This is a genomic window from Paracoccus sp. (in: a-proteobacteria), assembly GCF_046462195.1.
Lineage (GTDB): Bacteria > Pseudomonadota > Alphaproteobacteria > Rhodobacterales > Rhodobacteraceae > Paracoccus.
On the sequence record NZ_JBKGUN010000227.1, the window covers coordinates 23,970 to 44,014 of the forward strand.

General features: G+C 65.8%; 21 protein-coding genes. 9 read left to right on the forward strand and 12 right to left on the reverse strand.

Features of this window, described 5'->3' with window-relative positions; all coding sequences use genetic code 11:
* Positions 1-6: 6 nt before the first annotated feature.
* The 6 genes from ACLHHB_RS14140 to ACLHHB_RS14165 form a co-directional block, all read right to left on the reverse strand.
* On the reverse strand, positions 7-819 hold the full coding sequence (locus tag ACLHHB_RS14140; RefSeq protein WP_410218923.1) for an enoyl-CoA hydratase family protein: 813 nt from the start codon (positions 817-819) through the stop codon (positions 7-9).
* A complete protein-coding gene (locus ACLHHB_RS14145) occupies positions 816-1,250 on the reverse strand; it encodes a MarR family winged helix-turn-helix transcriptional regulator (RefSeq protein ID WP_410218924.1) in 435 nt (144 codons plus the stop codon). The genes ACLHHB_RS14140 and ACLHHB_RS14145 overlap by 4 nt, the downstream gene beginning before the upstream one ends.
* The gene (locus ACLHHB_RS14150) at positions 1,247-1,972 is read right to left on the reverse strand and encodes an SDR family NAD(P)-dependent oxidoreductase (protein WP_410218925.1); all 726 of its coding nucleotides are present in this window, start codon (positions 1,970-1,972) and stop codon (positions 1,247-1,249) included. The genes ACLHHB_RS14145 and ACLHHB_RS14150 overlap by 4 nt, the downstream gene beginning before the upstream one ends.
* A complete protein-coding gene (locus ACLHHB_RS14155; RefSeq protein ID WP_410218926.1) occupies positions 1,969-4,251 on the reverse strand; it encodes a bifunctional salicylyl-CoA 5-hydroxylase/oxidoreductase in 2,283 nt (760 codons plus the stop codon). Before ACLHHB_RS14155 ends, ACLHHB_RS14150 begins: the two co-directional genes overlap by 4 nt.
* A gap of 42 nt (positions 4,252-4,293) precedes the next feature.
* Positions 4,294-5,565: a DUF4202 family protein gene (locus tag ACLHHB_RS14160; RefSeq protein ID WP_410218927.1), complete on the reverse strand. Its 1,272-nt coding sequence runs from the start codon at positions 5,563-5,565 to the stop codon at positions 4,294-4,296.
* Between the two features lie 71 nt (positions 5,566-5,636).
* On the reverse strand, positions 5,637-6,674 hold the full coding sequence (locus ACLHHB_RS14165) for an NAD(P)/FAD-dependent oxidoreductase (protein ID WP_410218928.1): 1,038 nt from the start codon (positions 6,672-6,674) through the stop codon (positions 5,637-5,639).
* A gap of 30 nt (positions 6,675-6,704) precedes the next feature.
* Between ACLHHB_RS14165 and mnmD the strand changes: the two genes are divergently transcribed.
* Positions 6,705-7,379, forward strand: a complete 675-nt coding sequence (mnmD, locus tag ACLHHB_RS14170) for a tRNA (5-methylaminomethyl-2-thiouridine)(34)-methyltransferase MnmD (RefSeq protein WP_410218929.1) — start codon at positions 6,705-6,707, stop codon at positions 7,377-7,379.
* Between the two features lie 65 nt (positions 7,380-7,444).
* On the opposite strand, the gene ACLHHB_RS14175 is transcribed toward mnmD, so the two are convergent.
* Positions 7,445-8,173, reverse strand: a complete 729-nt coding sequence (locus tag ACLHHB_RS14175; RefSeq protein ID WP_410218930.1) for a rhomboid family intramembrane serine protease — start codon at positions 8,171-8,173, stop codon at positions 7,445-7,447.
* 246 nt (positions 8,174-8,419) lie between these two features.
* Here ACLHHB_RS14175 and ACLHHB_RS14180 point away from each other — a divergent pair, with 246 nt between their 5' ends.
* Together ACLHHB_RS14180 and ACLHHB_RS14185 are read left to right on the forward strand one after the other, a co-directional pair.
* A complete protein-coding gene (locus tag ACLHHB_RS14180; protein WP_410218931.1) occupies positions 8,420-9,367 on the forward strand; it encodes an ABC transporter ATP-binding protein in 948 nt (315 codons plus the stop codon).
* On the forward strand, positions 9,364-10,134 hold the full coding sequence (locus ACLHHB_RS14185; protein WP_410218932.1) for an ABC transporter permease: 771 nt from the start codon (positions 9,364-9,366) through the stop codon (positions 10,132-10,134). Before ACLHHB_RS14180 ends, ACLHHB_RS14185 begins: the two co-directional genes overlap by 4 nt.
* A gap of 4 nt (positions 10,135-10,138) precedes the next feature.
* On the opposite strand, the gene ACLHHB_RS14190 is transcribed toward ACLHHB_RS14185, so the two are convergent.
* A complete protein-coding gene (locus ACLHHB_RS14190) occupies positions 10,139-10,606 on the reverse strand; it encodes a hypothetical protein (RefSeq protein ID WP_410218933.1) in 468 nt (155 codons plus the stop codon).
* A 106-nt stretch (positions 10,607-10,712) separates the two neighbouring features.
* On the opposite strand from ACLHHB_RS14190, the gene rimO reads away from it, so the two are divergent.
* Genes rimO through ettA form a run of 3 tightly spaced genes read left to right on the forward strand, consistent with a single transcriptional unit; the run spans position 10,713 to position 14,662 of the window.
* Complete coding sequence (gene rimO, locus ACLHHB_RS14195) at positions 10,713-12,089, forward strand: 30S ribosomal protein S12 methylthiotransferase RimO (protein WP_410218944.1); 1,377 nt, start codon at positions 10,713-10,715, stop codon at positions 12,087-12,089.
* Positions 12,086-12,952: a sulfotransferase family protein gene (locus ACLHHB_RS14200; RefSeq protein ID WP_410218934.1), complete on the forward strand. Its 867-nt coding sequence runs from the start codon at positions 12,086-12,088 to the stop codon at positions 12,950-12,952. The genes rimO and ACLHHB_RS14200 overlap by 4 nt, the downstream gene beginning before the upstream one ends.
* Before the next feature lie 54 nt (positions 12,953-13,006).
* A complete protein-coding gene (gene ettA / locus ACLHHB_RS14205; RefSeq protein ID WP_410218935.1) occupies positions 13,007-14,662 on the forward strand; it encodes an energy-dependent translational throttle protein EttA in 1,656 nt (551 codons plus the stop codon).
* A 100-nt stretch (positions 14,663-14,762) separates the two neighbouring features.
* On the opposite strand, the gene ACLHHB_RS14210 is transcribed toward ettA, so the two are convergent.
* The 3 genes from ACLHHB_RS14210 to ACLHHB_RS14220 all read right to left on the reverse strand — a co-directional run bounded on the left by ACLHHB_RS14210 (position 14,763) and on the right by ACLHHB_RS14220 (position 16,279).
* A complete protein-coding gene (locus ACLHHB_RS14210; RefSeq protein WP_410218936.1) occupies positions 14,763-15,353 on the reverse strand; it encodes an outer membrane protein in 591 nt (196 codons plus the stop codon).
* Positions 15,354-15,713: 360 nt separating this feature from the next.
* Entirely contained in the window at positions 15,714-15,896 is a 183-nt protein-coding gene (locus ACLHHB_RS14215; protein ID WP_410218937.1) for a hypothetical protein, read from the reverse strand.
* 68 nt (positions 15,897-15,964) lie between these two features.
* On the reverse strand, positions 15,965-16,279 hold the full coding sequence (locus ACLHHB_RS14220) for an HNH endonuclease (RefSeq protein WP_410218938.1): 315 nt from the start codon (positions 16,277-16,279) through the stop codon (positions 15,965-15,967).
* A gap of 59 nt (positions 16,280-16,338) precedes the next feature.
* Here ACLHHB_RS14220 and ACLHHB_RS14225 point away from each other — a divergent pair, with 59 nt between their 5' ends.
* Complete coding sequence (locus tag ACLHHB_RS14225; protein ID WP_410218939.1) at positions 16,339-16,956, forward strand: DsbA family protein; 618 nt, start codon at positions 16,339-16,341, stop codon at positions 16,954-16,956.
* Here ACLHHB_RS14225 and zapE read toward each other — a convergent pair.
* Positions 16,953-18,047 (reverse strand): cell division protein ZapE, encoded by a 1,095-nt coding sequence (zapE, locus tag ACLHHB_RS14230; protein WP_410218940.1) that lies wholly within the window; start codon positions 18,045-18,047, stop codon positions 16,953-16,955. The two genes, ACLHHB_RS14225 and zapE, sit on opposite strands and share 4 nt — an antisense overlap.
* A 126-nt stretch (positions 18,048-18,173) precedes the next feature.
* Between zapE and ACLHHB_RS14235 the strand changes: the two genes are divergently transcribed.
* Positions 18,174-18,803: a 5'-methylthioadenosine/S-adenosylhomocysteine nucleosidase gene (locus ACLHHB_RS14235; RefSeq protein ID WP_410218941.1), complete on the forward strand. Its 630-nt coding sequence runs from the start codon at positions 18,174-18,176 to the stop codon at positions 18,801-18,803.
* Between the two features lie 74 nt (positions 18,804-18,877).
* Positions 18,878-20,045 (forward strand): ABC transporter transmembrane domain-containing protein (locus ACLHHB_RS14240; protein ID WP_410218942.1); only part of this gene is annotated, 1,168 nt, incomplete at its 3' end.

Sequence of the window (20,045 nt, forward strand, 5' to 3'; positions counted from 1 at the left end):
GGCCGCTCAGTTGCCTTCGAATACCGGTGTTTCCCTGGCGGCAAAGGCGCGATAGGCACGCTCGAAATCGCGGGTCTGCATGCAGATGGCCTGCGCCTGCGCCTCGGCCTCGATGGCCTGGTCCAGCCCCATGTTCCATTCCTGGTTCATCTGCGTCTTGGTGATGCCATGCGCCCAGGTCGGACCCGCCGCGATCCCCCGCGCCAGATCCATCGCCGCCGCAAGGACGTCATCGTGCAGGCTGTTCCAGAAGCCCCAACGCTCTCCTTCCTCGGCGCGCAGGACGCGTCCGGTATAGAGCAGCTCGGCCGCGCGGCCTTGGCCCACGATGCGCGGCAGCATCGCGCAGGCGCCCATGTCGCAGCCTGCCAGCCCGACGCGCGTGAACAGAAAGGCTGCCTTGGCCGAGGGCGCGGCCAGCCGCAGGTCCGCGGCCATCGCCATGATCGCACCCGCGCCGACGCAAATTCCCTCGACCGCCGCGATGACGGGCTTGTTGCAGTGGATCATGGCGCGGACCAGTTCGCCTGTCATGCGGGTGAACGCCAGCAACCGGGGCATCTCCATGCCGACCAGCGGGCCGATGATCTCGTGCACGTCGCCGCCCGAGCAGAAGTTGCCGCCATTGCTGGCCAGCACCACCACGTCCACGTCATCCGCATGGGCCAGTTGCCGGAAGCAGGCGCCCAGTTCGGCATAGCTGTCGAAGGTCAGGGGGTTCTTGCGCTCGGGGCGGTTCAGGCGGATCACGGCGATCCGGTCGTGCATCTCCCACAGGAAATGCTGCGGCGTCAGGTTGGCCATCTGGACGGGCGTCATTCGTTCCTCCCGGCGCGGGACAGGATCTCGCGCATCGTGTCAAGGTCGGTATCGGTCAGGTCGGCAAAGATGGCATCGACCTCAGCCTCGTGGCCGGCCGCCATGGCCTCGAAGGCAATCAGTCCTTCGGGGGTCAGGCGGACGCGGATGCGGCGGCGGTCGCCATCCTCGGCCTCGCGGCGGACCAGGCTGTCGGCCTCCAGCCGGTCGACCACGGCCGTGGCGTTCCCGTTCGACACCAGCAGCAGCCGTGACAGTTCGGACATCGTGACCCCGTCGCGGCGGCGCCACAAGGCGGCCATCACGTCAAAGCGGGGCAGGGTGGTCGCATGTTCGCGCCGCAGGTAATCGCGCAGCCGGTTCTCGGCCAGCCGCGTGACACCCAGCAGGCGGATCCAGGTCTTGAGGCGGCGCTTGGACAGGTCGGTCATGCGCCTTCGCCCCCATCCAGCACGATCGCCTGGCCGTTCACGCTGACCGCCGCATCCGAGGCCAGCCACAGCGCCGCACCCGTCACCTCGGACGGGGCGATCAGGCGGCCCTGCGGGTTGCGCCGGGTCAGGGAGGCCACGGCGGCATCACGGTCGCGGCCGGTCTTTTCCATGATGTTGTCGAGGGTGCGGCCCGTCATGGCGGTGTCCAGATAGCCGGGGCAGATCGCGTTCACGGTGATGCCCTTGGTCGCGACTTCCAGCGCCAGCGAACGGACCAGCCCCATCACCCCGTGCTTGCTGGCCGCATAGGCCGAGGCATAGGCCGCCCCCCGCAGCCCTGCGATCGAGGCGATGGCGATCAGCCGGCCGCCCGTCTCCATCTGCGCCAGCCCCTGCTGAAAGGTCAGAAAGGTGCCGGTCAGGTTCACCGCGATCATCCGGTGCCAGTGATCCAACGTGACCTTGCCAAAGGGTGCGGCCTCTCCGGCCCCGGCATTGGCGATGACGATCTGGCAGGGGCCTGCGGCGTTGAAGACCGCACGGACCTGTTCGGGGTCGCTGACATCACCCTGCACCGCGCGGATCGCGCCGCCCGCGACGCGATCAAGGCGCGCCTGGTCGCGACCGGTGATCACCACCTCGTGGCCCTGGGCGGCAAAGGCACGGGCCATGTCGGCGCCGGTGCCGCTGCTGCCACCGGTGATCAGGACGCGGCTCACGCGCGGAGCTCCTCGGCCTGTTTCTCGGCCAGGCGCCGCGCCTGGTCGCGGCCGGCCAGATAGGGCAGGGGCCAGACCGCGGCGGTGTCGCCCAGCGCGACTGCGGCATGCAGCGTCCAATAAGGGTCGGCCAGATGCGGGCGTCCGATGCAGACCAGATCCGCACGGCCCGCCATCAGGATGCCGTTGGCCTGATCGGCGTCGCTGATATTGCCGACCGCCATCGTCGCCAGCCCCGCCTCGTTCCGGATGCGGTCCGAAAAGGGCGTCTGAAACATCCGGCCATAAACTGGGCGCGCCAGGGATGTGGTCTGTCCGGCCGAGACGTCGATGATGTCCACCCCCGCCGCATGAAAGGCGCGGGCGATCTGCACGGCATCGGCGGGCGTGATTCCGTCCTCGGTCCAGTCGGTTGCCGAGATGCGCACAGACATGGGCTTGTTCCCTGGCCAGACGGCGCGCATGGCGGCAAAGACCTCCAGCGGCCAGCGCAGGCGGTTGTCCAGGCTGCCGCCATAATCATCCGTCCGCCGGTTCGATACGGGCGACAGGAAGCTGCTGACCAGATAGCCATGGGCGGCATGCAGCTCGATCATGTCAAAGCCGGCCGCATCGGCCATGCGCGTCGCGGCCACGAACTGCGCCGTCACCGCCTCCATGTCGTCGCGCGTCATCTCGCGCGGGGTGGCGTTTTGCTCGGACCAGGGCAGGGCCGAGGCCGACATAAGGGGCCAGTTTCCCTCCTCCAGCGGCTGATCCATGCCTTCCCAGCCGATGCCGGTGCTGCCCTTGCGGCCGGAATGGCCGATCTGGCAGCAGATCCTGGCATCCGTCTGGGCGTGCACAAAGTCCACGATCCGCGTCCAGGCGGCCTGATGCTCAGGAGAATACAGCCCCGGGCAGCCCGGCGTGATGCGGCCTTCCGGGCTGACGCAGGTCATCTCGGTAGAGACCATGGCCGCGCCGCCCTTGGCGCGTTCGCCGTAATGGACCAGATGCCAGTCGGTCGGGCAGCCGTCGACAGCCTTGTACTGCGCCATGGGCGAGACGACGATGCGGTTCTTCAACGCCATTTCGCGCAGGCGGAATGGGGCAAACATCGGCGCACGGCCCGGTTGGCCGCCCGCGCGGGCCTGAAACCAGTCCTCGGCCCGTCTGACCCATTCCGGATCGCGCAGCGCCAGGTTCCGGTGCCCGATGCGCTGACTGCGGGTCAGCAGCGAATAGGTGAACTGGATCGAGTCCAGGTCCAGGTAGCGCTGGACCTCCTCGAACCATTCAAGGCTGTTGCGGGCGGCCGATTGCAGGCGCAGCACCTCGACCCGGCGCTCGTCCTGGTAACGGCGAAAGGCGGCCTGCATGTCGGGTTCGCTGTGCAGGTAATCGGCCAGTGCGATGGCGCTGTCCAGCGCCAGCCGCGTGCCCGACCCGATCGAGAAATGCCCGGTTGCCGCCGCATCGCCCATCAGGACGACGTTCTCATGGTACCAGCGGTCGCAGATCACGCGGGGAAAGTTCATCCAGACGGCTGAGCCGCGCAGATGCGCCGCATTGGACATCAGGTCATGCCCGTCCAGATGATCGGCGAAAACTTCGCGGCAGGTTTCGACGATCTGTTCCTTGGTCATGCCCTCGAAGCCGAAGGCGTCCCAGGTGTCCTGTGCGCATTCCACGATAAAGGTCGCGGTATCGGCATCGAAGGAATACACATGCGCCCACAGCCAGCCGTGCTGCGTCTTTTCGAAGATGAAGGTGAAGGCGTCGTCGAACTTCTGCCGCGTGCCCAGCCAAATGAACTTGCAGCGCCTCATGTCGATGTCGGGGCGGAAGACATCGGCATATTCCGACCGCACCCTGCTGTTCAGCCCGTCGGCGGCCACCACGAGGTCATAGTCATGGCGATAGGACTCGGCGGTGGCGAATTCAGTCTGGAACTGCAGGGTCACGCCCAGGTCGCGCGCGCGTTCCTGCAGCAGGATCAGCAGCTGGCGGCGACCGATGCCTGCAAAGCCGTGCCCGCCCGAAACCTCGCGGTGGCCTTCGCGGATCACCGCGATGTCGTCCCAATAGATGAAGTGGTCGCGGATCGCCTGGGCCGAGGGCGGGTCGTTCTTCTCCAGCCGCGACAGGGCATCGTCGGACAGCACCACGCCCCAGCCAAAGGTGTCGCCGGCGCCGTTGCGCTCCAGCACGGTCACCTCGTGGGACGGATCCCGCAGCTTCATCGAGATCGCGAAGTAAAGTCCCGCAGGACCGCCGCCGAGGCAAAGTATCTTCATGCCGTGCCACCTCCTGACTCGCAGGCTGGCACGGCACCGATATTATTTCAAGCTTGAAACTTCTCGGGTGATCGCGCGGCCGATCATTTCGGGCGCTTCGGGGGCCAGGCCGACAGGATCGAGTCGCGGGCCGGTGAAACCGGCCTGATCCAGCGCCTCGGGCAGGTCATCCAACACATGTTCGGCCCGCAGGGCGAACAGCGGCAGGCTGATCGCCCGCTCCAGCCCGCGCGCGGCATCGGCAATAAAGGGTTCCTGTTCGACAAAGCCGGTCACCACACGTGCGAAATGGGGCGAAAGCCGTTCAGCCAGCCTCGTCGTGATGTCAAAGCTGGCTTGACTGCGCTGAGAGCCATGGGCCGAAAGCAGCAGCGTGACCTGGTCTAGGGGCCAGCCCTGCGCCTCGGCCGCCTGACGTGCCTTGGCGATGATCAGGTCGGGCAGGCCGGGATCGGTGCCAAAGGGACGCATGATATGGGCGCCGGGTGCCCCCGCCTCGGACAGGCGGCGTGGCAGTTCGCTGCCCGTGAACCATCCTTCGGCCATGAACATCGGATAAACGACGCAATCGCTGCGGCAGGTGCGCGCCAGGGCGCCGGGCATGGCCAAGGTCGCGCCCAGAACCTCGATGCCCGTCGCATGACGGGCAACGGCCGCCGCCAGCATCTCGATCGCGGCCTGCTGGGGTTCGGGGTCGCCCGGCTGTCCGTGCGACACGATGACGGCGCGCGACAAGGTCTGCGGCTGGTCCGCCTCGCGGAAGAAGCGCGCAAGCGCTTCGGGCATGGGAAATTCGGCTAGGGCGCGGGCACGGCCTTCGGGCGACATCTTGCGGGCGGTCTTCTCGATGATGCGGGGCATCTTTTCATCGGGAATGGCGGCCATGAAGTCCCCGAGGTACCAGCGGATGAAGGTGAAGCAGATCACATCCTCCAGCGCCTGGACCTGCGGATCGCGCTTGAGGCCCTGCTTGGTCAGCATCCTGCGCGCGCGGTCGATCTCCTCCGCGTCATAGCCGGCATCGGCCATGATGCCTGCGATCCGCTCGGCATGGCGGCGGCCCTGTTCCTGGCGCCATTGCAGATAGCCGGGACGGTTCATGGGGAAGTCGCTGCGGGGCAGGGTCCAGCGCTCGATATGCTGGCCCCGGCAGGCGATGCGCAGCACGTCATCGGCCTGCGGGAACAGGTGCTGCTGTTCCTCGGTCATGCGCTGGCCATAGAGAAGGTTCGCGGGTTTGCCGTCCTCCAGATTCGGGTCCCGAGCATTGGCGGCATCGATGGCGACAAAGGCGTGGTCGAGGCGGGTGGTCATGCGCATCTCCGGCTGTTTGGGCCAGTGTGACGCCGCCGGGGGGGCAGTTGCAAGCGGTCAGGCCCGGGCAATCAGGGCAGGGCGAAGAGGTCGGGCAGGTTCTGGCGGCCGTCCAGCAGGACCTGCGCCGCCAGATCGGCGACCAGCGGCGCCATGCCAAAGCCGATCTTGAAGCCGCCATTGGCGATCAGGTGCCCCGGCCTCCCCGGCCAAGGCGCCAGCACGGGTGCACGGGAGCGGGCGCGCGGGCGCAGGCCGGCCCAGATGTCCAGAACCGCTGCATCGGCGAGGGCGGGGCAGAGGGCGCGGGCCCGCGCCAGCAGGTCCTCCGCCTGATGATCCGGTTCGCCATGGTCATAACTGTTTTCCGAGGTGGAGCCGATGGCCGTGGTTCCGTCCGCATGGGGCACGATATGCAGACCATTGGCAAAGACCTGCGGACTGGCGGGCGCGGCATGGGCCAACAGCACGGACTGACCCTTGACGCCCTGACCGATCTTGCGGTCCAGCTCCCGGTTCAGGTCCTGCAACCCCGGCGTGCCGGTGGCCCAGATCGTGGGGGCATGGTCCGCCTCGGCCGGATGGTTCTCGGTCACCTCGCCGCCCTTGGCGCGGATCGCACCCGTCAAGGCGGCCAGGGCAGCGCGCGGGTTCAGGCGGGCGGTCAGCCCGTCCTCCAGCCAAAGGCCAGTGGGGCTGTCGGGAGCCAGTGCGGCCTGCGGGTGGCGGGTCAGACGCATCCCTAGATCCGCCGGCCATTGCCGCTCTGCCGCCGCGATGCGATCGGCCAGCCGCGTGGCGGTTTCTGCGTCCGGGACGGGCTGCAGCCGTCCTGTCCGGCCATAGCCCGAAGGCAGGCCGGAGGCATCCTCGACCCTTTTCCAGAAGTCAGGAGCAGCCAGCAGGCTGTCCAGCTGCAACGCCTTCTTGCTGTTCCAGTTCTCGGGCGCGTGCGGCGCCAGCGCGCCCACATGCCCGCCCGAGGAGCCCGCGCCGATTTGGCAAGCCTCCCAGACCCGCACGAGGGCACCGCGCCGGATCAGCGCCCAGGCGCAGGCCAGCCCGAAGATGCCCGCCCCCGCCACATGGATCACCCTGTCCCTTGCCAAAGCCGCGTCCTTTCCCGAAAGCTGCCGCGCATGAGCGATCTAGACCAACCCTGCCCCGAAGACGAGCCGTCCCTTGACTGGCGCGAAGGCGGTGTGCCCGTTTCCACCGTTTTCAATGATCCGTATTTCAGCTTGGGCGGGGGGCTGGCCGAAACCCGGCATGTGTTCCTCGACGGCAATGACCTGCCGGCACGTCTGGTGCCCGGATTTCATGTGGCCGAGCTGGGTTTCGGCACCGGGCTGAACGCGTTGGCTCTGGCGCAGGTTGCGCAGGTGCCCGTGCGGATGACCAGCTTCGAGGCCTATCCCATGAGCGTCGCGCAACTGGCGCAGGCCCATGCGGCCTTTCCCGAACTGGCCGGACTGGCCGCGCAGTTGCGGGCGGGCTGGGGTCGACCCGTGATCCAGGTGGGGCAGGTCAGCCTGACGCTGGTTCTGGGCGACGTGCGCCAAACCCTGCCGTTGTGGACGGGGCGTGCGGATGCGTGGTTCCTTGACGGGTTCTCGCCAGCCAAGAACCCGCAGATGTGGGACGAGGACCTGATGCGCCAAGTGGGGGCGCATACGGCGCCGGGAGGCAGCTTTGCGACCTATACGGCGGCCGGTCATGTGCGCCGCGCCCTGTCCGGGGCCGGCTTCGACGTGTCCCGCCGTTCCGGCTTTGGCACCAAGCGGCATATGAGCGTGGGCCTGAAGGTGGAGTGATCGGAGCCACTGGCCCTTGGCGTCTGACGCCCCTTCGATGGGGCGGCCGCGCGTGGTCCAAGCCGTCAGCGGCGCGTGACGCGAGGGATGCGGGTTTCGGAATAGACGGCCTCCGGATGCGGCGGCTGCCCATGGGTGCGCGACCAGAACGCCGGCCCGCCGCGCCGCAGGAACACCGGCAGCGCCAGGACCAGCCCCGCCGCAAACCCGCCCGCATGGGCCCAATAGGCAACGCCCCCCTCGCCCGCGACCATGGAAAAGCCGCCGAACAGCTGCAGGGCGAACCAGATACCCAGCATGACCCAGGCAGGCAGGGTGAAAACCTTGAAGAAGATGATGAAGATGGCCAGCACATCCACCCTGGCCCGTGGGAACAGCAGCAGATAGCCGCCCATGACTCCGGCGATGGCCCCTGATGCGCCAACCATTGGGATCGGCGACAGCGGATCGGCCGCGATCTGAAGAGCCGCCGCCGCCAGCCCCGCGCCCAGGTAAAAGAACAGAAAGCCCGCCCGGCCCATCTGGTCTTCGAGGTTGTCGCCAAAGATCCACAGGAACAGCATGTTGCCCCCCAGGTGCATCAGCCCCGCATGCAGGAACATGTGGGTCAGAAGGCCTCCGATCATCTCTCCGTTGACAACCGCCAGCGGATAAAGGGCAAGGTTCACCCACAGGATCTCCCCGCCCTCGCTGCCGGGCAGGGTTGCCAGGTACAGAACGACATTGGCGGCGATCAACGCCCAGGTGACCCATGGCCGTCGGCTGGAAGGGTTGTGGTCGCGAATGGGAAACATGGCTACCGTCCCCCGGTCTTGCCGCCGTCACCCTGCGGTGCGGAAGGGGCAGGCGAGGCGGGGCGGACCATCGGGATCTCCGGTTGACAGGCCGGTCCAGACTGCCCGGAGCCGCCGGGGCGCGCAACCCTGCGCGGCTGGAACAAGGGCGCGGCTCTGGCAATATGGGAACGGGGTGCCTATCTGCGCCCAAGGGTGGATGCCACCCGTCGGCGCGAAGAATCGCCGGAACCGAACGGGGGACGCATGGGCGCGATCATCGAAATAGACCACCTGTCGAAACAGTATGACAGCGGCACCAAGGCGCTGGACGATGTCAGCCTGTCCATCGACGAGGGCGAGATCATCGCCCTTTTGGGACCGAACGGGGCGGGCAAGACCACGATGATCTCGATCATCTGCGGTCTGGTCGTGCCGACAGGCGGCACCGTCCGCGTGGGAGGACACGACATCCGCACGGACTGGCGCGCCGCGCGCAAGCTGATCGGTCTCGTTCCGCAGGAAATCGCGCTGGAGCCCTTCGAGAAGGTCATCAACTGCGTCCGCTTCACCCGCCGCCTTTACGGCATGCCGCCCGATGAAGCCTATCTGGAGCGCATCCTGCGTGCCCTGTCGTTGTGGGACAAGCGCGACGCCGCCACGCGGGAGCTGTCGGGCGGCATGAAGCGCCGGGTGCTGATCGCCAAGGCGTTGTCGCACCAGCCCAAAGTCCTGTTTCTGGACGAACCCACGGCCGGCGTCGACGTGGCCCTGCGCCGCGAGATGTGGCAGGTGGTGGGCGATCTGCGCCGCGAAGGTGTGACCATCATCCTGACCACTCATTACCTGGAAGAAGCCGAAGAGATGGCGGACCGCATCGGGGTCATCGCCAAAGGCCGCCTGCTGCTGGTCCGCCCGACGGCCGAGCTGATGGGCGAATTCGGCAAGAAGACCCTGACGATCGAACTGGACGCACCGCTTGCGGCCATTCCAAACGACCTGCAGGGCCGGGGCCTGACATTGTCTCCGGACAACCGGCAGTTGGCCTATGAATACGACACCCGTGCCGAACGCACCGGGATCGCGCGGCTTTTAGGCGATCTTGCGGCGCGCGGCATCACCGTGCGCGACGTCTCCACCCGCCAATCCAGCCTTGAAGAGGTGTTCATCTCGCTGGTCAGCGACGCCGAGAACGATGCGGAGGATGCGGCATGAACATGGTCAACTGGCACGGCGTCTGGGCCATCTTCCATCACGAGATGACGCGGTTCTTCCGCACCATATGGCAATCGCTGGCCTCGCCTGTCGTCTCGACGGTGCTGTATTTCGTGGTCTTCGGCGCTGCCATCGGCGGCCGCATCCAGTCGGTCGAGGGCGTGGAATATGGCGCCTTCATCGTGCCCGGCCTGATGATGCTGACCATCCTGCAGCAGGCCGTCAGCAATGCCAGCTTCGGCATCTATTTTCCGAAGTTCTCGGGCACGATCTATGAATACCTGGTCTCTCCCGTCGGCTGGATCGAGGTGACGCTTGGTTTCGTGGGTGCGGCGGCGGCCAAGGCCGTCCTGATCGCGCTGGTGATCCTGCTGACCAGCTTTGCCTTCGTGGGCGTCCATATCCTGCATCCGTTCTGGATGCTGGCCTTCCTGATCCTGTCGGCACTGGGCTTCAGCCTGCTGGGTTTCATCATCGGGCTGTGGGCCAAATCCTTCGAGCAGCTGCAGATCGTGCCGATGATGGTCATCATGCCGCTGGTCTTCCTGGGCGGGGCCTTCTACTCGGCCAGCATGCTGCCGCCTTTCTGGGAGGGCGTGGCCAAGATGAACCCGGTCCTTTACCTGATCTCGGGGTTCCGCTGGTCGTTCTTCGGACTGGCCGACGTGCCGGTGGGCGTGTCGCTGGTGGCCGTGGCGATCATGATCGCGATCTGTCTGGCGGTGATCCGCTGGATCTTTGCCACCGGCTGGCGGCTGCGCGAATAAGCCTTCAGCGCGGGATGCTGTCGCAGATCCGGGTTTGCGGGTCCATGCGCACATAGTCCCGCGCCGAGATCACCTGCATGTCCATTGAACGGTTCCAGCCCCCGAACCATTTGTCGCGGATGCCGCCGCGATAAAAGTTTCCCATGATCTGATCGACATAAGGAGGGATGATCTGCGTGCCCTGGATGCGCGGCGCGTGAAAGCCGATGCGGGCATGCGGCCCCAGGCAGGCATTGGGCAGCGTCGTCAGGATCGTGCAGGCGGACCGGCAATAGCCGCGAATACGCACCTGACGCCCGGAATTCTCCAGATCCTGACGTGTCTGGACCATCTGCAGCACATTGCCGCCCCGGTTGTTCCAGACATCGATGAAACGCCCGTTGTCCTTGATGCCAGAAGGCTGCTGTTGCGCAAGCGCGGGGCTGGCCGCGGCCAGCATGGCGATCAGGGACAGGACAAGGCGGGGGCGCATTTTCATGCCCTTCTTATTCCCGGAGCCGTGCGTCTTGGGAAATCACGTTGCGGCGAGAGCCATCCTGCGCCTTTTCCTGCAAGCGCGAATCGCTTATGTGCGGCGGATGCAACAGAACCCGCCCGACCTGCGCCCCGACCTTGCCCGCGCCCGCATTCCCGATGCCCATTCCGGGGAACGGCGCGACGGCCAGCCGACCATCGGCATGGTCAGCCTTGGCTGTCCCAAGGCGCTGGTCGACAGCGAACGCATCCTGACCCGCCTGCGGGCCGAAGGATATGCGATCAGCGCCGATTATCACGGCGCGGATGCGGTGGTGGTGAACACCTGCGGATTTCTGGACAGCGCCAAGGCCGAAAGCCTGGACGCCATCGGCGAGGCGCTGCGCGAGAACGGCCGCGTGATCGTCACCGGCTGCCTGGGGGCCGAGCCCGATTACATCACCGGAACGCATCCCAAGGTGCTGGCCGTGACGGGCCCGCATCAATACGAGCAGGTGCTGGACGCGGTCCACAAGGCCGTGCCCCCGCAGCCCGACCCCTTCATCGACCTGCTGCCCGCCAGTGGCGTCAGCCTGACGCCGCGCCATTACAGCTATCTGAAGATCTCGGAAGGCTGCAATCACAAGTGCAAGTTCTGCATCATTCCGGACATGCGCGGCCGCCTGGTCAGCCGCCCGGCCCATGCAATCGTGCGCGAGGCGGAAAAGCTGGTGGAGGCCGGGGTCAGGGAACTGCTGGTCATCAGCCAGGACACCAGCGCCTATGGCGTGGATCGCAAATATGCCGAGGAGCGCGGCCACCGCGCCCACATCACCGACCTTGCGCGCGATCTTGGCAGCCTGGGGGCCTGGGTGCGGCTGCACTATGTCTATCCCTATCCGCATGTGCGCGACCTGATCCCGCTGATGGCCGACGGGCTGGTGCTGCCTTATCTGGACATTCCTTTCCAGCACGCCCACCCGGATGTGCTGAAGCGGATGGCCCGTCCCGCGGCCGCTGCCCGGACGCTGGACGAGATCGCCGCATGGCGCGCGATCTGCCCCGAGATCACCCTGCGATCGACCTTCATCGTCGGCTATCCCGGAGAAACCGAAGCCGAGTTCCAGACCCTGCTGGATTGGCTGGACGAGGCGCAACTGGACCGCGTGGGAGCCTTCCAGTACGAGAACGTCAAGGGTGCCCGTGCCAACGACCTGCCCGACCATGTCGCCCCCGAGGTCAAGCAGGAACGGTTCGAGCGGTTCATGCAAAAGGCTCAGGCCATCTCCGAGGCCAAGCTGGCGGCCAAGATCGGCACCCGCCTCGAGGTGATCGTGGACGAGATCGACGAACAAGGCGCCACCTGCCGCACCAAGGCCGATGCGCCGGAAATCGACGGCAACCTGTTCATCGACGAGGGTTTCGACGCACTGAAACCCGGTGATATCGTGTCCGTGACGGTTGACGAGGCCGGCGAATACGACCTGTGGGGCCATCTTTGATCACCATCAGCCCGGCCTTCGACCCTGACGGCCTGCCGCGCAAGCCGGGCGTGCTGTGCATCGGGGCGCAAAAGGCCGGGACCAGCTGGCTGGCGCAGATGCTGGGACAGCACCCGCAGGTCTGGATCCCGCCCTTCAAGGAGGTGCAGTATTTCAACCACCTGCACATCCCCGGGCACCGCCGCTGGATCGCCTGGCATTACCGCAACAAGCCGCAGGAAATCCGCGACCGCCATGTGGCGCGCAAGGTCGATCTGCCCCCGGAGCTGGACGAATATCTGACCGCCGTCACCAGCGGCAAGATGTTCCACAACCAGTGGTACAAGCGCGTCTTCGCCCCCGCGCCCGCGCATGCCATTCCGATGGACTTCACCCCGGAATATTCCGGCCTGCCAGACGAGGGCGTCCAGGCGGTCAAGGATTTCCTGCCCAAGGCACGTGTCATCTATCTGATCCGTCATCCGGTCGACCGTGCCATCTCGCAGTTGCGCATGAACCTGCGCCGCGAAAAGCGCATGCCCGAAACGGTGGACGACTGGCTGGCCGAGGTTGCGAATCCGGTGCTGGACGAACGCGGCGATTATGCGACCTATCTGCCGCGTTGGCAGGCGCGCTATCCCGACATGCTGGTGATTCCGTTCGGGCTGATCGGCACGCAACCCGGTGCGGTCATGGACGCGGTCGAGGCGCATCTGGGGATCGGTCCGGGCCTTTACGCGAACCTGACCCAGAAGGTTTTTGCCAATCCCGCGGGCGTGATGCCCCCACCCGAAGCCGTGACCGCGCTGGAGGCGCGGCTGGCCCCCCAGATCGACGCGCTGCGCGACATGCTGGGGCAGGATTTCGTGGACCGGCTCCGCTGACCTTTCATCGGCACGTCCGATCGCTTACAAAACGGCAAATTACAGGAGATTCCGATGGCGTCCTATCAGTTCGTCTACCACATGGACGGTGTGTCCAAGACCTATCCCGGCGGCAAGAAAGTCTTCGAGAACATCCGCCTGAACTTCCTTCCCGGCGTCAAGATCGGCGTCGTGGGCGTCAACGGATCAGGCAAATCCAGCCTGATGCGCGTGATGGCCGGCATCGACAAGGACTTCACCGGCGAAGCCTGGGCTGCCAAGGGCGCGACCGTCGGTTACCTGCCGCAGGAACCGCAGCTGGACGAATCCCTGGATGTGCGGGGCAACGTGATGCTGGGCGTGGCGGCCAAGCAGGCCAAGCTGGACCGTTACAACGAGCTGGCGATGAACTATTCGGACGAGACCGCCGACGAGATGTCGGCCCTGCAGGACCAGATCGACGCGGAAAATCTGTGGGATCTGGACAGTCAGGTGGATATCGCGATGGAGGCCCTGCGCTGCCCGCCCGACGACGCGGATGTGACCACGCTGTCGGGGGGCGAACGTCGCCGTGTGGCGCTGTGCAAGCTGCTGCTGGAAGCGCCGGACATGCTGCTGCTGGACGAACCGACCAACCACCTGGACGCGGAAACCATCGCCTGGTTGCAAAAGCACCTGATCGAGTACAAGGGCACGATCCTGACCGTGACCCATGACCGCTATTTCCTGGACGACATCACCAGCTGGATCCTGGAGCTTGAGCGCGGCCGCGGCCTGCCGCATGAGGGGAACTATTCCTCGTGGCTGGATGCCAAGGCCAAGCGGGTCGCGCAGGAGGCGCGCGAGGACAAGTCCAAGCAGAAGGTTCTGGAAAAGGAACTGGAATGGATCCGCGCCGGTGCCAAGGCCCGTCAGGCCAAGCAGAAGGCCCGGATCAATGCCTACAACGAGATGGCCAACAAGACTGAAAAGGAACGCATTGCCAACGCCCAGATCATCATCCCCAACGGCGAGCGCCTTGGCGGCAAGGTGATCGAGGTCACCGGCCTGAAAAAGGCCATGGGCGACAAGCTGCTGATCGAGAATCTGGATTTCACCATCCCCCCCGGCGGCATCGTGGGCGTGATCGGCCCGAACGGTGCGGGCAAGTCCACCCTGTTCCGCATGCTGACCGGCCAGGAGCAGCCCGACGAAGGCACCATCACCCTGGGTGATACGGTCCAGCTGTCCTATGTGGACCAGTCGCGCGACGCGCTGGCTGACGGCAAGACCGTGTGGGAGGAAATCAGCGGCGGAGCTGAACTGATCGCCCTGGGCGATGCGACGATGAACAGCCGCGCTTACTGCAGTGCGTTCAACTTCAAGGGCAGCGACCAGCAGAAGAAGGTGGGCCAGTTGTCGGGCGGGGAACGCAACCGCGTCCACATGGCGAAACTGCTGAAGTCGGGCGGCAACGTCCTGCTGCTGGACGAACCGACCAACGACCTGGATGTCGAAACCCTGCAGGCGCTGGAGGCGGCGCTGGACGATTTCGCCGGCTGCGCAGTGATCATCAGCCACGACCGCTTTTTCCTGGACCGGCTGTGCACGCATATCCTTGCCTTCGAGGGTGATGCCCATGTCGAATGGTTCGAAGGCAACTTCGAGGCCTATGAACAAGACAAGGTCCGCCGCCTTGGACCGGATTCGATCGAGCCGAAGCGGGTGAAATACAAGAAGTTCACGCGGTAAGCGCAGAATGGTCCGGCGGGGATGCCTTGTCGGACTGTCTGGTTTTTTCCATGAAAAAAGGCGACCCGAAGGCCGCCTTTCTTGTCCCTTAGGGCAGGGATCAGAAGCGGAACGACGCCCGCAGCTGCACCATGTCGGTGTCCACGTTCAGGCCGTCGATGTCGTCCACATCGTCAAAATCCTGGCGGGTGTATTCCGCACCCAGCGACACGCGTTCGGTCACCTTGAACTCACCACCGATACCATAGGTGAAGGCCGTTTCCTTGAGGTCGAACGTGCCGAGGTCAGCCGACACGCGGGCAGCGCCCAGCGTGACGTAGGGCAGGAAGCGGCCCATGTCATATCCGGCGCGGGCACGCAAACGGGTCAGGTCGCCCTTTTCGTCAACGGTGTCGATGTCCAGACGGTTATAGTCCAGTTCGCCGCCCAGCACGAAGCGGCCGAAGTCGCGGTTGTAGCCGGCATGCACACCATAGGCATCAAAGTCCGTCGAGCCGTCAAACGAGGACAGTTCCCCGTCTCCCTTGCCGTACTGAAGACCGGCATAAAAGCCCGACCAGTCGGAACCCTGATTCATGACCGGGGTGACAATGGGGGCAGGCTGAGCCTCGACCACCGGGGCGACATAACCGCCGGCATGGGCCGTGCCGGCAATCAGAAAAGCAGCGATGGCAGCGGATGCAAGTTTCATTTCGACGTCTCCAATTCTGTCTTGTGGCGTTGATCTAGGCCTGCAGACCCGCAGAGTGAAGAAAGGGCCGTGAGGTGCATCGGCTTCGCGTGGCCTCGGCGCAACCACGCCGCCGTGAGCGGGCGTGAGCCCTCTTTCGCCGCGCAAGCCTGGCCCTCAAGATTGCTTGGCGACTCTGCTGCACGCGTTGCTCACGGTCAAGGGTGCCCGGTCCTTTACATCGGTGCAGGGTCATGAACTAATTCAGTCGGATCGGTGCAGCAGCGCACAGGGGATGGTGCTGTTCTGCAGAGGCGTTCCGCTCGTGATCGTCACCCGCCGTGTCTGCTGAAATCGTTCAGCGGTCCGCTCGCGGGCCTGTCATGACATCACGTTTCGATCACGGCCGCATCCCTTGCGACCCGCAGGCTTTTCGGGGGCAGGGGTGACCTGAGCCTCCTGTGGGGTGACTGTCGGGGCGGGTTGGGCCGGGGCATTCTGTGCAAGGGCGGGAACTGCCAGCGCAAAACTGGCAACCAGAGCAGTCAGGGTCAGGTGGGACATGGGCATTCCTTTCCGTTCGCACCCGTCAGGATGAGACCGAATCAGCGAATCTCCAACAGGAATGCGACCTATCGCACCTTGCCGGTAAAGCCCGGAGGACGGCGCCCGATCCAAGCCCAGAAACGCGCCAGTTCGGGATGGCCACGCAGCGCCTCCACCGTGTTGAAGTTGCGCGCCAGTTCGCCCTCGCGCAGCGTCTTGTGGATGGTCTTGTGGCAGATGTGGTGCAGCAGCACAGTTTCGCCTCCCTTGCCGCCCTTCAGCTTGGGGATCAGGTGATGACGGCTTTGCGGCACATCCGCAGGAATGGGACGCAGGCACAGCGGACAGACGGGGTCTGACGCCAACGTGACCGGTTCAGGATCGTATCTTGGTTTACGCATGGATCAGCCTCGCGTTACCCGCAGGCGATCAAAGCGCAGCCGCCGCGAAAGGACAAGCCATGCCCACACGTCGCACCTTGCTGGCCACCGCCGGCGCCTTTGCCGCCCTTCCGGCCTTTGCCCAGGATCGTCCCAATCCGATGCCCGACGAACTGCGCCGCGCACTGGAGCGGGACAGCACCGCCCCGGTCCTGGGCAATCCGCAGGGCAACATCACCCTGACCGAGTTCTTCGACTACAACTGCGGGTTCTGTCGCCAGATGTTGCCCATTGTGCAGCAGCTGGTCACGAGCGATCCCGAACTGCGCGTCGTTTACAGGGAGTGGCCCGTCTTCGGGCCAGGGTCCGATTTCGCGGCCCGTGCTTCGCTGGCTTCGCTGCCGACAGGGCGATACTGGCGGTTCCATGCGGGTCTCTTGGGCATGCGGGCGCGCGCCGAGGAGGCAACGGTGATGCGCGTGGCCCGGCAGGTCGGGCTGGACGAGGCGGAACTGCGTCAGGGCATGCAGTCGGACGCGGTCGAGCGTCACATCTCCAGCAGCCACCTGTTGGCCGAACACATGGCCCTGATGGGCACGCCCACCTTCATCTGCGGTGACGAGGCCGTCTTTGGCGCCCTCACCCTTGAGGAAATGCAGGCCCTGGTCGCGCGCGGCCGCCGGACGATGGGCGTCTAGTCCCGTGCGCCCCAAGCGGCATCCTGCATCTCTCGCAGGCGGCTGGCGGTGCGTTCGAATTCGAAGCTGCCTTCGCCCTCGTTGTACAACTGTTCCGGCTGGTCCGCGGCGCTGGCGATCAGGCGGACCTTGGCCTCGTAAAGCGCATCGATCAGCGTGACGAAACGCCGGGCCTCGTTGTAGTTCGACGCCGACAGCCGCGGCACCCCGTCGATCAGCAGCACATCGACCGAGCGTGCCACGGCCAGATAGTCGGCGGGGCCAAGCGGACGGCCGCACAGGTTCCAGAAGGAGGATCGCGCCACCCGGCCTGCGCAGGCCGACAGCTCGACCTGGCGGCCCTTGACCTCGATCATACAGGATGCGGGCGCTGCGCCATCGGTCAGCCTGTCCCATCTGTCATCCAGCGCCGTTTTTGCGGCCGCATCGGCAGGGGCGAACCAGACCTGGCTGCCGGTGCGGTTCTGGCGGTAATCGGTCTGGCTGTCCAGGCAGACGACCTCCATCCGCTGTCGGATCAGCGCGATGAAGGGCAGGAACAACTGGCGGTTCAGCCCGTGCTTGTACAGGTCCTCGGGCTCGCGGTTCGAGGTGGTGACGACGACCACTCCTTGATCGAACAGCACCTGGAACAGGCGACCCACGATCATTGCATCGGCAATGTCGGTGATCTGCATCTCGTCAAAGCACAGGAGGCGGGTCTGCCGGGCCACGCCTTCGGCCACGGGACGCACGGTGTCCTGTTCGCCGCGCTTGCGGGCCTCGTCCAGCCCGGCTTGGATTTCCTGCATGAATTCGTGGAAATGGACGCGACGGCAGGGAATGTCGCCCGCAGCCTCGGCCATCAGGTCCATCAGCATCGACTTGCCGCGCCCGACCCCGCCCCACAGGTAAAGCCCCCGCGCGCCCAGCGCAGGCTCCGGGTTGCCCACACCCAGAAAGGCCCGCCAAGCGGATCGTTTCGGCGCCGGAGTGGCCTCCATGTCGGCCAGCACGCGGTCCATGTAGGGCAGCACGGCCTCTTGTGCGGGATCGGGGCGCAGGACGCCCGATGCCACGCGTTGCCGGTAAAGATCGCTGACCCTGCCCATGCCTTGGCCTTTCCTTGACCGCCGACCCCTGCCACAAGGGCCCCGCCTGCCGCAAGGGGCCATTGCCCTTGACCCCGCGGACGGCCCCGTGCCACCCCAAAGCGCGCCCTAACGTCCGAGGTTCCCATGCCGGCCACCCTTGACCATCTTGCCGGACTGCCGGTTCTGTTCGTGATGGCGGCCCTGCCCGAATATGGGCCCGCCCTGCAGGCGCGCATCACGCCCCTGATCACGGGCATCGGTCCTGTCGAGGCCGCTGTCCAGTTGACAGCGGCATTGTCTACGATAAGCGTGCAACCGCGCCTGATCGTGTCACTGGGTTCGGCCGGATCCGCGCGGCTGGTCCAGACCGAGATCTATCAGGTGGGCGCTGTCGCTTATCGTGACATGGATGCCTCGGCTCTGGGCTTTTCTCGGGGTTGCACGCCGCTGCTGGACCTGCCGCGCGTGATCGGGATGCCACACCGCATTCCCGGCCTGCCGGTGGCCAGCCTGTCCACGGGCGCCAATATCGTCAGCGGTGCGGCCTATGCCGGCATCGAGGAGGACATGGTCGACATGGAAACCTTTGCCCATCTGCGCGTGGCCCAGCATTTCGGCGTGCCGCTGATCGGGTTGCGCGGCATCTCGGACGGGGTCGAGGAGCTGCGCAGCCTGTCCGACTGGACACAATACCTGCAGGTGATCGACGGCAAGCTGGCAGCGGCGGTGGATCTGCTGGAGCAGGCGCTGGGCTGCGGCACGATCCGGCCGTGACACCCCGTCGGCTTGTCCTTGGGCCTTCCGCAGCCTAAACCGGAATGCGGTAAAAACATCACGGTCAGGCTGGCATGGCACGCGGCGCTAAAATTCTGGAAGACCGGCCGACAAGCCGGCGCGTGGGTGCACTGGGTGCGCTCTGGCCCTTTGTTCGGCCTTATCGCGGGCAGGTCGTGCTGGCGTTGCTGGCGCTGGTGGCCACATCGGCCATCAGCCTGATCCTGCCGCTGGCCGCGCGCCGCGTGGTTGACAACTTCGACGACGGCGCAGGTTTGCTGGACGAATATTTTTCCGCTGCCCTGTTTATCGTGTTGGGCCTCGCCCTGGGCACGGCCCTGCGCTATTTCTTCGTCACGCGGCTGGGTGAACGTGTCGTGGCGGACATTCGCAAGGCCGTCTATGCCCGCGTCATCACCCTTTCGCCCGCCTTTTTCGAGCGCGTGATGACCGGCGAGATCCTGTCGCGCATCACCACCGACACGACGCTGATCCAGTCGGTCGTGGGCTCGTCGCTGTCGATCGCGCTGCGCAACATGCTGATCCTGGCGGGCGGCATGGCCATGCTGGCCTGGACATCGGTCAAGCTGACCGGACTAGTCCTGCTGATCGTGCCGGCGATCCTGATCCCGATCATCTTGCTGGGGCGCCGCCTGCGCGGCCTGTCGCGCCAGAACCAGGACTGGATCGCGGCATCCTCGGGCACCGCCTCGGAAACCCTGCTGGCGGCGCAAACGGTGCAGGCTTATACGGCCGAGGCGCGCAGCATCAGTCGCTTCGACAGCGTGACCGACCGGTCCTATGACGTGGCGCTGGCGCGCATCACCACCCGCGCGTTCATGACGGCCATCGTCATCTTCCTGATCTTTGCCGGGGTGATCGGCGTCCTGTGGATCGGAGCGCGCGACGTGCGCGAGGGCGCGATGACTGCAGGCCAATTGGTCCAGTTCGTGATCTATGCGATTCTGGTGGCCGGCTCGACCGGGGCCCTGTCCGAAATCTGGGGCGAGTTGCAGCGCGCGGCCGGCGCGACCGAGCGCCTGGCCGAACTGCTGTCGGCCGAGGACGAGCTGACGGACCCGGAGCAGCCCCGTTCCCTGCCACAGCCCTTGCGGGGCCAGATCGCGCTGGATGGCGTCAGCTTCCGCTTTCCCACCCGTCCCGATGCGCCGGCGCTGGACAGCATCGACCTGACCATCCGTCCCGGCGAAACGGTGGCCCTGGTGGGCCCCTCGGGCGCGG